Source organism: Mesorhizobium waitakense (genome assembly GCF_056431085.1).
Window position 1 is genome coordinate 141,764 of record NZ_JBWKME010000127.1, and the last position, 12,464, is coordinate 154,227.

General features: G+C 60.4%; 11 protein-coding genes and 1 pseudogene. 10 read left to right on the forward strand and 2 right to left on the reverse strand.

The annotated features are described in order from the left end of the window. Window positions 1-3 precede the first annotated feature (3 nt). Window positions 4-3,609, forward strand: coding sequence for a caspase family protein (locus AC07FD_RS26575; protein WP_478352260.1), 3,606 nt, complete (start codon window positions 4-6; stop codon window positions 3,607-3,609). Between the two features lie 157 nt (window positions 3,610-3,766). Next, window positions 3,767-4,726, forward strand: a complete 960-nt coding sequence (locus tag AC07FD_RS26580) for a DMT family transporter (protein ID WP_478352261.1) — start codon at window positions 3,767-3,769, stop codon at window positions 4,724-4,726. A 124-nt stretch (window positions 4,727-4,850) separates the two neighbouring features. On the opposite strand, the gene AC07FD_RS26585 is transcribed toward AC07FD_RS26580, so the two are convergent. Next, window positions 4,851-6,617, reverse strand: coding sequence for an adenylate/guanylate cyclase domain-containing protein (locus AC07FD_RS26585; RefSeq protein WP_478352262.1), 1,767 nt, complete (start codon window positions 6,615-6,617; stop codon window positions 4,851-4,853). A gap of 423 nt (window positions 6,618-7,040) precedes the next feature. Here AC07FD_RS26585 and AC07FD_RS26590 point away from each other — a divergent pair, with 423 nt between their 5' ends. The 8 genes and pseudogenes from AC07FD_RS26590 (at window position 7,041) to AC07FD_RS26625 (ending at window position 12,150) form a co-directional block, all read left to right on the forward strand. Next, entirely contained in the window at window positions 7,041-9,125 is a 2,085-nt protein-coding gene (locus AC07FD_RS26590; RefSeq protein WP_478352263.1) for an adenylate/guanylate cyclase domain-containing protein, read from the forward strand. Window positions 9,126-9,452: 327 nt separating this feature from the next. Next, window positions 9,453-9,563, forward strand: a pseudogene (locus AC07FD_RS26595) (hypothetical protein); the annotation flags it as partial. Further along, window positions 9,560-9,913, forward strand: coding sequence for an SH3-like domain-containing protein (locus AC07FD_RS26600; RefSeq protein WP_477225619.1), 354 nt, complete (start codon window positions 9,560-9,562; stop codon window positions 9,911-9,913). The pseudogene AC07FD_RS26595 and the gene AC07FD_RS26600, both read left to right, overlap by 4 nt. A 47-nt stretch (window positions 9,914-9,960) precedes the next feature. Further along, window positions 9,961-10,416, forward strand: a complete 456-nt coding sequence (locus AC07FD_RS26605; RefSeq protein WP_457154032.1) for a nitrile hydratase accessory protein — start codon at window positions 9,961-9,963, stop codon at window positions 10,414-10,416. A gap of 95 nt (window positions 10,417-10,511) precedes the next feature. Beyond that, a complete protein-coding gene (locus AC07FD_RS26610; RefSeq protein WP_457154031.1) occupies window positions 10,512-10,721 on the forward strand; it encodes a CbtB domain-containing protein in 210 nt (69 codons plus the stop codon). Between the two features lie 15 nt (window positions 10,722-10,736). Beyond that, complete coding sequence (locus AC07FD_RS26615; protein WP_478352264.1) at window positions 10,737-11,483, forward strand: CbtA family protein; 747 nt, start codon at window positions 10,737-10,739, stop codon at window positions 11,481-11,483. 29 nt (window positions 11,484-11,512) lie between these two features. Then, entirely contained in the window at window positions 11,513-11,776 is a 264-nt protein-coding gene (locus tag AC07FD_RS26620) for a hypothetical protein (RefSeq protein WP_478352265.1), read from the forward strand. Next, window positions 11,776-12,150 (forward strand): hypothetical protein, encoded by a 375-nt coding sequence (locus tag AC07FD_RS26625; protein ID WP_478352266.1) that lies wholly within the window; start codon window positions 11,776-11,778, stop codon window positions 12,148-12,150. The genes AC07FD_RS26620 and AC07FD_RS26625 overlap by 1 nt, the downstream gene beginning before the upstream one ends. Window positions 12,151-12,304: 154 nt before the next feature. Here AC07FD_RS26625 and AC07FD_RS26630 read toward each other — a convergent pair. Then, window positions 12,305-12,464: 3-oxoacyl-[acyl-carrier-protein] synthase III C-terminal domain-containing protein (locus AC07FD_RS26630; RefSeq protein ID WP_478352268.1), on the reverse strand; the 160-nt coding region annotated here is incomplete at its 5' end.

Consider the following 12,464-nt stretch of genomic DNA (forward strand, 5'->3'; position numbering starts at 1 on the left):
CGCATGAGACCACACCGGGTATTTTTCGAGGTCCTGTACTTTTTCCTGATTTATTCGGTGTTGTGCGGCGCCGCCTTTGCACAGGGCATTGGTAGTCGCGGCCCAGACAATTTCGCTGCCCTGGTGCCCAACCTGCGGCCGGTGCAGGAGGCATCGTTCGTGACGTTTTCTCCCAATGGCAGGCTGCTGGCCACAGGTGGCGCATATGGTGATCCGGCAGCAAGGCTCTGGGACGCCGATACCGGGCGTCTCTTGCGCGTTATCGATAGCAGCAACTCCAGCGATTCGTCCGGTCTGCCCACGAGTTCTCTTGCGTTCTCCAACGACGGCCTGAGCGCCGTAACAGGTGGCGCTGATGGGCGGCTTCTGTTGTGGGACCTGAAGAGCGGCCGTGTGATGCAGGAATATGAAACGCATGAGAAGGCGATCTATTCTGTTGCGATCTCGGCCGACGGAAAAGAGGTGGCGGTCGCTGCGGAGGGCGGTATCGAGATATTCGACGTTGCGATCGCAACGCCGACATTTTACCGGCAGACGCCCGACATAGGTTACGGCACGATCGAACGCCATGGAACGGGGTGGGAGGCCACGTCATTGAGCCCCGGCAGGGTCCTGTTTTTTGACCCTAAGGGCGGCAACGAGTCAGAGTTCGATCTGGGTGATGACATCACCAGCGTCTCCGTTTCTGACCATGCTGAGAAGATACTGGTCACCACCGATAAGGAAATATCGATCAGGGACTTGAGCAACCACGTGCTGGCCAGGATTCCAGTCCGGGAATATGTGCCGACGCAATCCGCGGTGTCTTCCGATGGGCGCTACGTCGCCCTTGGATATCGTTCGGGGATTGTTGAGTTTCTGGATGCGGACAGTTTGAAGCTTTTGCGCACGGTCCCCGTGAAGGGCGACCTCGACTCTCTCGGCTTCTCGCCTGCGGAACCAATGCTTCTGGCCGTTGGACTCCGATCGAACGGTTCTCCTATCCTTTTCCTGAACGCCAATTCCGACAAGGGTGACAAGACCGTCGGCGCATCGATTGATCCGGTAGGGTCTGCGGCATTCCTGCCTTCCGGAAACCACCTGGTGCTCGCACCCGAGGCGGGGCCGGTCGCTCTATGGCGCGACGACGATGGCCGGGGCGTGTTCGAGAGTCTGGGAAGAGGGCCGATCTATTCGAGGTCTGTCGCGCTGTCCTCGGACAGTCACCTCCTGGTTGTCGATTCGAAGGTCGGCACGCATCTTTGGGCCATCGACTCGAAGGTTGGTGCGCGCCTTCATGAAGGCAATTTGGATCATCACGATGAATGCAATGGGACGGTTCAAGCGTTCCTCCCCAAAACTCATCAACTGGTGACGACCGACGGCGCGGGTCGCGTGCTGATATCGGATCTGGACTCTGACGCCCGTTTCGTACTGGACAACAGCTTTGCGGACACGCGTCGCTGCATTGCGGTCACCGCCGATGGACGCATGATCGCCGTTTCGGACGAAGCCAGGGGGACGATCTCGCTCTGGAATGCCAAAAGTCGTCGGCTGATTAAAAATCTCGTTGGCGTTTCGTCCAACATTGGAGGGTTGGCGTTTTCGACCGACGGTTCGAAGATTGCCGTCATCAATCCCGCTGAAGGTTTCAGCCTGTTGGATGTAAGTACGGGTGAGAAACTCAAGACCGTGGAAGTCCCCTTGCTCGGATTGACGTTTTTCCCGGATGGCAGGCGACTTGCGTTCGGCAAGGATGATGGCGAAATCGCAATTTTTGACTATGTCGCCGATAAGATTGAGAGATCGTTTTTTGGCCATGTGGCGAGAATCTTCTCACTGAATGTGTCCGACGACGGGAAGTTGCTGGTTTCCGCGAGTGCGGATGGCTCGGCAAAGGTATGGGACGTTCAAAGCGGGAATCTGATCCAGACGATCGTCTTGGGGCGCGAGGGTACCTGTCCGACGAGTGCTGAAGGCAAGCAAGCTGGTGATGGCCAGGATGACGTGGATCATTCGGGCCCGACGTCTTGTTGGATGAGCTTCGACGCTGACGGACGATTTGATTCTTCGGCGCTGGAGTCCATGCCGCTGGTCAGCTGGGTGGTCGGCGATGATCCTTTCAAGGCGCTTCTCCCCGAGATATTCATGCGGGATTATTACGAGCCGAACCTGCTTGGGCGATTGCTGGCGTGCCATGAGGCGGAGGCAAGCGGGAAGAACGCCGATGCCTGCGCGCAGGCATTCAAGCCGGTTCGGCCGCTGGCCTCGCTGAACCGGATCCAGCCCGATGTGCGGATTGTGAGTGTGAAAGCGGGGCCGACACCCGATGTTGCCCTGGTGGAGGTTGAGGCATCGGGCAAGGAAGATGCTTCGCAGACGAACGGCAAGACGAGCACCGGGATTTACGACGTACGGCTGTTCCGTGAAGGGCAACTGGTGGGCCAGTGGCCCGAGCCGAAGGACGATGCGGCGGTGGTCGGCGACGATCTTGATGCGTGGCGCAGCGCTTCGCGCGTGGCGATGACGCCGGGAAAGATCCTGGCGAGGCACGTCTTCCCGGTCCGGCTTGCAGGCGGTGACAAGGGCAAGAAGGTGACGTTCACGGCCTATGGGTTCAACGAGGATCGGGTGAAGAGCGCGACAGCCACCGACGACAGCTACACGGTGCCGCAGGACATAGCCGTTCCAGCGAAGCCGCGGGCCTATGTGGTGACGGTCGGAGTGAACGAGTACGAGAACGGAGCACTGCGGCTGAACTTCGCGGTGGCCGACGCCAGGGCGATCGAGACGGCGCTGCGGGGAATCAAGGGCTACGACGTGGTGCCGGTGCTGCTGACCACCGACTACGCGCGCACGGAAGGGGATAAACAGATCCCCGCGGTCGACCACGCCAGCAAGGCCGACATCCAGGCGGTGCTGGATCTTCTGGCGGGCAAGGGGGAGGTGGAACGGTCGCGGCTGCGGCACGAGATCGGCCCGGTCATCGACCAGCTGGCGAAGGCGACGCCGGACGATGTTGTGATCCTTGCCTTCTCCGGCCATGGCCACAACGAGCAGGGCCGCTTCTACATCCTGCCGTCGGATTCGGGCAACGACCTGACGAAGCTGGACAGAATGATCTCGAGCGAGGAACTGACGGCGTGGCTGCGCGATGTCGATGCCGGCGAGATGGTGATGATCGTGGACGCCTGTCACTCCGCGGCGGGGGTGCCGGAAGGCTTCAAGCCAGGTCCGATGGGCGATCGCGGGCTTGGCCAACTGGCCTATGACAAGGGCATGCGCATCCTTGCGGCCACGCAGGCCGACGACGTTGCCCTGGAGAGCGGCTCTCTCGGCCAAGGGCTGCTGACCTACGCGCTCAAGGAGGGGTTGACGGCCGGCACCGGCGCGCACACGCTTGCCGACGCAGACGGTGACGGCGCCGTCACCGTGAAGGAATGGCTGACCTATGCCGAGACCCGGGTCCCCGGCCTGTATCAGGATGTGCTCGCCGGCAAGATCGAGAAGACCAAGGACTCCAGGCCCGATGCCAATCTTCTCGAAGACACCACCCGACACGCCCAGACGCCGGCACTGTTTGATTTTGTGAGAGCGACCGCGCAAGACCCTGTGATTGCAGCCCGCTGAGGATGGTGCGGGAAAGAGCCTCTTCGCTGCCTCGAAAGACATATGGCGGCCGAGCGCAGATTCCCTTTCGGCCCCATCATTTCAAAACGAATGCACGACCCAACGACGCAGGCTATATTGCCCCACGGGCCGACGTCATCGAAGGGGAGAGCATGACATGCAGGCAATGCCGATAGCGCATCAAGCCGCGCAACCCGTGGTCGGGCCCGTATCCTCCTTGACCGGCTATCCGACCGCCGTCCTGTGCTGGCTGCTTTCGGCTGGGGTCTATATCGCGGCCAAATGGGTGGCGCCTGAAATGCCGCCCTGGGGCCTCTGCTTCTGGCGGCTGACGCTCGCTTGCGCAATCCTGCTGCCGATTGTGCACCATCATCACGACGCGATGATCGGGCTTTTGCGAACTCGCGCCGTGGAGGTCGTCGCCGTGGGGGCGATCGGCCTCACGCTGTGCCAGGGTATGATCTACCATGGCCTCAACAACACCAACGCCACCACTGCCGGCATCATCATGGCGCTGTCGCCTGTCATGACCATGGTGCTCGCCCGTTTCGTGCTTGGCGAGCCGCTCGGCCTCTGGAAGTCGCTTGGCGCGCTGGTTGCGCTCGCCGGGATGATTTTCATCGTTGCCCACGGGAACCTGACGGCTCTGCTGCAACTCAAAGTCAACGCAGGCGAGCTGTGGATCGTTGGCAGCGCATTCTGCTGGGGCCTGTACACCGTGCTTTTGCGCCGTGCCAAATTCGGCATCGAACTCCTGCCGATGGTCGTGCTGCTGCTCGGCGCCGGTGCGCTGGTCGCATTGCCTTTCCATTTGTGGGAATTGTTCAACGACGAACGCTCCGCCATGGACGTCCACAGCATTCTCGCGCTCGCCTATCTGGCAGGTCCCGGCGGCGCCGTGATGTACTATCTCTACAACAAAAGCGTGGAAACGCTCGGCGCGAGCCGGGCGAGCATGTTGCTCTATCTGCAGACGGTGTTCGTCGCCATACTCGCCTATCTGCTGCTCGGCGAGGACTTGCACGATTACGATCTGGTCGGTGCGGCCTTCATCGTCGCCGGCATCGTACTCGCCACCGTGGTCAAACCCCGGCCGGCTCAACCACGCGTGGCGTAGAAATCTTGCGAGTGACGGCGAGGAACTGGCCTGGAGCTTGTGGAAGGGGAAGAGTCGCGACTGTTTGAGTCTTTCGGCATAGATTTAATTGCCAGGTCCCTTGGAAAACGGCCCCTTGCCATGCCTAATCTGGCAGGCCCGCCAGACGCCAGCCATCAACAAACGGCTGCGCAGTGCTCATGCTCCTAAAGGGCAAGTTCGCTGCCAACTCGCCGATCGCCCAATCTGGATTGCCAGCTAGAAAAAGACCGGCTTCCTCCTGTGCCTCAGGCAGGCGGCCGGCAAGGGCAAGCGCGGCAATCAGGTGCTCCCTCGAACCGGTCCCGTAGGTTTCTTCCCGGCTCAAGGACACAACCGCTTCTTCGTAGTGACCGGTGGAAATCTGCGCCATTCCCACGATCCAGAAATACCAACCGGGTGGATGAGGATTTAAACGGAGCGCCTCTGCACAAGCTATCAGCGCCGCTTGCGGCTTGCCTAGGTAGATTTGAAGCTCACCAATCCATGCAACCGCATCTGCATTGTTGGGATTTATCCGAATGGCAGCATCGAACTGAGATTTTGCTTCATCCCAATTGCGCTCAAAAAGCTGAACGCAGCCCAGGATCCTGCGAGCGTTGGAATCGCCGGGATCGATTTCCATGGCTCGTTGCGCATGCATCAAAGCATTTCCGCGATTGGGTATCTGTGGTTCTCCCCAATCAACCCAGCCAAATAGCAGTGCAAGCGCAAGATTGCTGTGCGCTTCGCAATAGTTTGGATCGAGTGCAACGGCACGTTCCAAAGCTGAACGCGCCTCGCTGTTGTCTGATCTGGAAATACTCCATTTGCCTCGCGACCTGACACAAAGATCATAGGCTTCTAGATTTGACGGTCGGGAATGGGCAACAATATTCTTGTCACCAAGCTTGCCAGAAATCGCTTCAACGACGCGTCGCGTGACCTCGTCCTGAACGTCGAAGATGTCGGCGATATCGCGGTCGAAGCGCTCGGCCCACACGTGATTGCCGCCTTCGGCCGCATTGATTAGCTGCACATTGACACGCAACCGCTTGTTGGATCGCCGTGCGCTGCCCTCAAGAATATATTTGACGCCCAGATCGCGAGCGATCTGACGGACGTCGGTGGGCTTGCCCTTGTAGGCGAAGGTGGAGTTGCGGGCGATGACGAAGAAGCCGGACACGTTCGACAAATCGGTGATGATGTCCTCCGTCAGCCCGTCGGTGAAGAATTCCTGTTCGGCGTCGCCACTCATGTTGACGAAGGGCAGCACGGCAATCGAAGGCTTGTCGGGCAGCGCGAGCGGGTGCGAAGATTTCTCCGGCACGAGGGCGTCCGCCGGTGCCGCGGGCTTGGCCTTGGCGGGAACGCCGACCTGCAGCGAATAGACCCGGATCGGCTCGGCGATGTTCTTCAACTGAACCGCGCCGCGATCGTAGATTGCGATATCGAGCCTTGACTTTACCTGCCAATAGGCTTGCTCGGAAAGACAGATATTGCCGGGTTCGCATATGCCTTCAAGGCGCGCGGCGATATTGACGCCATCGCCCATCAGGTCGCCATCGCGTTCTTGCACGACGTCGCCCAAGTGAATGCCGATCCGGAACTCGATGCGGCGATCATCCGGCACCCCGGCATTGCGCTCAAGCATGGCGTTCTGCACTTCGATCGCGCAGCGCACTGCTTCCACCACGCTGCTGAACTCGACGAGGCTCCCGTCGCCTGTGCGCTTGACGACGCGACCACGATGAACAGCGATGGTGGGATCGATGAGATCGCTGCGCAGCGCCCGCAACCGTGCCAAGATGCGATCTTCATCTGCGCCGGCTAACCGGCTGTAGCCGACCACATCCGAGACCAGGATCGCTGCAATTTTGCGGGCCTCACTCATGTCGTGCTCCCTCCATCCAGTCTGGCACTACTGCCGAGCCAAAGGAAGATAGCCCGCGCCATTGGTCGGATGGTCCGCGTGACCGTTTGCTCGCCGGGGTGGCACGGCGCACGGTGCGGCGCTATGCAGTTGGTGAGTATAGTTGCTAAACCCAGCGATAGAACGAGGGGACGGTGTCCGTGCGACCGCGACGCTTCTGCGCCGTGCGGTGCCACGGGCAAATCGACAACGCATTCCCGCACACGTCTCGCAGGAAAGTTGGTATGCATACGCGAGGGAGAGGGTAACAGATGAAACACAATCTTGGCTTGCCGTCCGACTCGACGCCGACGCTCCTGTTCCCGAAGACGTGATGCAAAAGCAATGTCAGATCTCATGTCTTCTCAAGATGTGACCCGCTCATCCCGCCCCGCGGGCTGGGGCTTGGCCGCAAAGCTGTTTACAACCCTCGTCGTTCTTGGTGCGATCGCTGTCCTGCTGACCGGGGTGCTCGGTTACTTCCGCGCCCGCGACGCTCTCGAAAAAGCAGTCTTCGACCAACTCACGGCCGCCCGTCAGACCAAGACGCGCCAGGTTGAAACCTACTTCCGCACGATCCAAGCGGAGCTGCGCCTGCTTGCCACTTCCAAGATCGTGGTCGATGCGACACGCGAGTTCCGGATCGCGGTCGACCAGCTCGACCGGGCAGGCGCGCCGCCTGAACTGCGGCAGAAGGTCGGCGATTGGTACGCTGAGAACTTCATCCCCGGAATGACGCGCACCCTGGGCAGGGAACCAGCCCTGTCGGACTACCTGCCGGTCGGTGGTGCCCCCTACTATCTGCAGTATCACTACATTGTGGAAAATCCCAATCCGGCGGAGCGGCGCAAGCTTCTCGACGACGCCGGCGACGGAAGCGAATACTCCAGGCTGCATGCCATATATCATCCATTGATGCGCGCTGCGGCCACCACGGTCGGCTTTTTCGATTTCATGATTGCCGATCCCAAATCAGGTCGCGTGATCTATTCGGTCAACAAGGAGGTGGATTTCACCACGTCCCTTCAGTTGGGCCCGTACCGCCGCACCAACGTCGCGGCCGCCGTCGCCCGCTGCTCGCAGATCGCCGACCCGTCAGCCATCTGCCTCGAAGATTTCGCCTCCTATGCGCCATCAGGCGGCGCACCGATCGCCTTCATGGTAGCACCGGTGATTGACCAGGGCGTCGTCATCGGTGTGCTGGTCGCGCAACTGTCGAATGATGAGATCGACAACGTTGTCACCGGCAATCGCCGCTGGCGGCAGGACGGGTTCGGCGACACGGGTGAGGCCTATCTCGTCGGACCGGATTATCTGGTGCGCTCTGGCCCGCGGGCGTTCTACGACCACCGGGAAAACTTCTTCGCCGAGCTCAAATCCGTCGGCACTTCGGACGAGGAGATCGCCGCCATTCAGCGTTACGGGACACCAGTGCTGCATCAGCGCATCGACACCCAGGCCACCCGTGCCGCGCTCGCCGGTGTCGAGGGCACGGGCGAGATCATCGGATACCGTGGCGTCCCAACGCTCGCTTCATGGGGACCGCTCGCGATTTCCGATGTCAAGTGGGCTCTCGTCGCCAAGATCGACAGCGCCGAGGCCTTCGCACCGATCGCCGAACTCCGCCGGGATCTGCTGCTCGTCGGGGGACTGGCGCTGCTCGTGGTGGCCGCTACCGCCGCCTGGCTTTCGCGCGCGCTGCTCGGACCGCTCCGCGATCTCACTGCCGGGGTGAAACGCTTCTCTGCTGGCGACTATGCGACCAGCGTGCCGGTCCGCACGCGCGACGAGATTGGCGAACTCTGCTCGGCCTTCAATGGCATGGTTGAGGATCTGCACCAGAAGAATCTCGTGATAGAGAACAAGAACCGCGAGAACGAGCTGCTGCTGCTCAACGTCCTGCCGGCACCGATCGCCAATCGGCTGCGCGCTGGCGAGGAGAGGATCGCCGACGGCTTCGCCGAGGTCACGGTCGCCTTCGCAGACCTGGTCGGGTTCACGGCACTGACATCGGAAATGCCGCCGCACGATGTCGTGATGTTTCTCAACGGACTCTTCACCCGCTTCGACGTTGCCGCCAATGATCTCGGCATCGAAAAGATCAAGACGGTGGGCGACTCCTATATGGCGGTGTGCGGCCTACCCGTGCCGGTAGCCAACCACGCCGAGCGCATGGTCCGCATGGCCATCCGCATGGTCCACATTACCCGCGAGCACGCGATGGAACACAACGTCTCGATGAAGCTCAGGGTTGGCGTCAACAGTGGGCCAGTGGTCGCCGGCGTCATTGGGAAGAGTAAGTACATCTATGATTTATGGGGTGACACAGTGAACCTGGCGAGTCGCATGGAGTCTGGCGGAGTTCCCGACTCTGTTCAGGTGACGCGCCCCGTCTACGAACAGCTCAAGGACCAATTCGTCTTCGAGGCGCGCGGCGCTATCGAAGTCAAAGGCAAGGGAAAAGTGGAAGCCTGGGTGTTGAGATTTTAGTTGCGGGGGAAGCTCCGATGCCGGCTTGCCCTCCAACTATACGCCGTCAATGGCTTTCGCCGCAGGCGCGACTGGCCGCCTTCACGCGGTTCGAAGGTCGCGACGAAGCGCATCGGGCCGAAAAGATCGACGTCCTCTATGTGCTCTTCTGATGTCTTGGATCCGGATATCGCACCGCCTTCGCGGATCGCTTAGCACAAATACGGCGTCGGGGTCGGACCAGGTCCCGTCTCCGCTCGTCTTGTATTGCTCGACGAGACAAACGGAGCGCTGGCCACGAAACACGATATATGAAGCGATGAGTCCAAATTATCGGGTTCGAGCTACTACGAGAAGTGGCTCTGCACCGTCGAACAGAACTGCATCGATGCCGGCATCGTTACCCGCGAGGAAGTCGATGCCCGCCATGCCCAGCTCATGAAAGGAAAAGCAGCATGAACATGCTCACCCCCGATATGGTGCCGACGGTTCTGGCCACAGGCGATCCGGCCCGCGTCGATGCAAACATCCCGCCGAAGTTCAAGGCCGGCGACCGGGTAACGGTCGTCAATTTGAACCAGGTCGCGCACAACCGGCTGCCTGCCTATATCAGGGGCAAGGCCGGAACCGTTACATTCGATCACGGCGTGTTCGTGTTCCCGGACACCAGCGCCCACCGGAATGGCCCCAAGCCACAGCACGTCTACACGGTGGTCTTCACGGCTCGCGAGTTGTGGGGCGACGCCGGCCATCCGCAGGACCGGATGTATGTCGACGCCTGGGACGATTACCTCGAGAGCGCGGACTAGCGCGCTTTCCAACTTCTCACCCACTCCGGCTTGAAGAGGATCTTTCCATGGACCAGAATAGCAGCCTCGATCAGCTTCCCGGCCTTCCACGCAATGAAGGCGGACCGCTCTTTGCCGAGCCTTGGCAACTCACCGCGTTCGGGATCGTTCTCGCGCTTCACCGCAACGGCTATTTCCAGTGGCGGGAATGGGTGAACTACATCAGCGCCGAAATCGAACTCGGCAAGACCTATGGCCTCGACCCGGAAAACCACAACGGGATCTACTATCATCAATGGCTTGCCGCGCTCGAGAAACTGGTGACCGACAAGAAGCTGTCAAGCTTCGATGAGCTGATGGCGCGCAAGGAACAATGGCGTCACGCTGACGAACACCGCAGCTTTGGCGAACCGCTCAGCCTTGACGGACATGATCATGGTCATTCTCACCACCACCATCATCATCACGATCATTCTCATGACCACGATCACAGTTGCCGCGCGCCAGCGACCCGGCTGGCGTGAACCACAAGCCGGCAGCAGCGCCGCAATCGCAGAGTGGGGCGGACGAACATTTCGTTGCCAAGTCATTCCAACAAACACCGTTCAGGAGAACTTCCATGTCCGAAATCGCTCTTAAACCCGTTGCCCTGCCGGCACCCATTCCGGTTCGCGAGCTTCTGCCCTGGGCCATCTTTGGCGGGCTGATGCTGATGCTGGCGATCTATTTCATCGGTGCCGAAGAGGGCGCGACGTCGCTGATCCGTGGCATGTACGTCCACGAATTCGTCCACGACGGCCGCCATCTGCTCGGCTTTCCCTGCCACTAGCCAAGGAACAATGACATGGTTGGGAGTCTTTTGGTGCGGGGCATGCTGGTTGGCATCATAGCCGGCCTGCTTGCATTCGGTTTCGCCCGTACGTTCGGCGAGCCGCAGGTCGATCACGCGATCGCTTTCGAGGAACAGCAGGCGCAGGCCGCAGGCGAGGCGCCGGAGCCCGAACTCGTCAGTCGCTCTACCCAGGCCGGTATCGGCCTGCTCACTGGCATTCTCGTCTATGGCGCATCCATAGGCGGGCTTTTCGCGCTGGTCTTCTCCTATGTCCAGGGACGGGTCAGTGGCTTTGGACCGCGCGGCACGGCAGCACTAATCGCGCTGGCCGGATTCGTCGCGATCATCCTGGTGCCGCAGTTCAAATATCCGGCCAACCCACCTTCCGTAGGTGATCCCGAAACGATTCAGGCGCGCACCCAGCTCTTCTTTGTACTGCTGACCGTGTCGATCTTGGCGGCAGTGGCCTCGATAGGCCTCGCCAGACGCTTGGCATCACAATACGGAATCTGGAATGCCTGGATAGCGGCGGGGGGTGCCTATTTTCTCGTGATGTCTCTTGCCGAATATGCGCTGCCGCCGATCAATGAAGTTCCGGAGCAGTTTTCTGCCGCTGTACTGTGGAATTTCCGCCTTGCTTCACTCGGTATCCAGACGGTTCTTTGGACTGCGATCGGCGTGCTTTTCGGAGTGGTCGCCAAGCGCAGGCTGGTCGAGCGTCGCGACGGTCGACCGGTGGCAAGCGTGGCGGTCCGCTAGGCCATTCCGGGATGCCGCGGAGCATCCGGGTGTCCACGCGCGCCGCGGCATGGTGTTTCTGTCTTTTGCTGCTCTCGATGATTGCGGAATCGGCGCAGGCGCATCGCCAGAAGTCAGACCTGGACAGATCAGGTCTTCAAATCCCAGCTTTAACTCACGGCCAAATGGCCGTGATCGCCAACTACCGCAGCGAAATTCTTGATCTGGCGGCCAACCAAGATCGTACGGATCAAATGTTTCGCAGGCTGCTGAATTTCGCCAATCTGCATATGCCGCCTGTCTTTGGGGACTGATGCCCGGCAGCATTGGAGACGAAACAAGCCCCTTCAATGAATGCAGCCATGCCTATCTGTCCGCGATGCAGGCAGCGCTGACGCATCTGCGCGAGATGTCGGCAGATAAACCGGCCGTCGAGGCGCTGATATCACGGATCGACGCAGACATGGTGCAGAACCGCGCGTCGTTCGTCATGTGTCAGTTCAGCGGCGAGACCTTCAATACGACGTCGCTGGTCATCCCGATCTGGGGGAACATCCTCTGGCACCTGCCCAGCCTGATTGCGGTAGGCATCATCTTTTTGGCGGCGATGGCAGGTGTCCTGTTTCCAATTCGCACGTTGCGGCAACGGGTTGGGAAAACCGAGCGGCACCCCATTCCCGACGTCTGAACACCGAAACCTGAAGAGTGAATAACGCGGCAGCCAGTCGAGCGCTCGCTGCCGGCCAACGCGAGGTGTTGTCCGCTTCGCACTCGCTATGAACCAAACGCCTTTGTCCTATCCACCATTCATGATCAGTCGGTTCACGCTGTCGGTGGCTCGGCTAGATTCCGACTACCAGTGCCCCGCCGCTGAGACCCGCACCCGCTGCCGCAAGGAGAATTTTCTCGCCCGGCCGGAACGGTTCCGTGCGATGGGCGAGCGACAGTGAGAGCGGGATCGTCGCGGCCGAAGAGTTGCCGTAGTCGGCGATTGTCTTGACG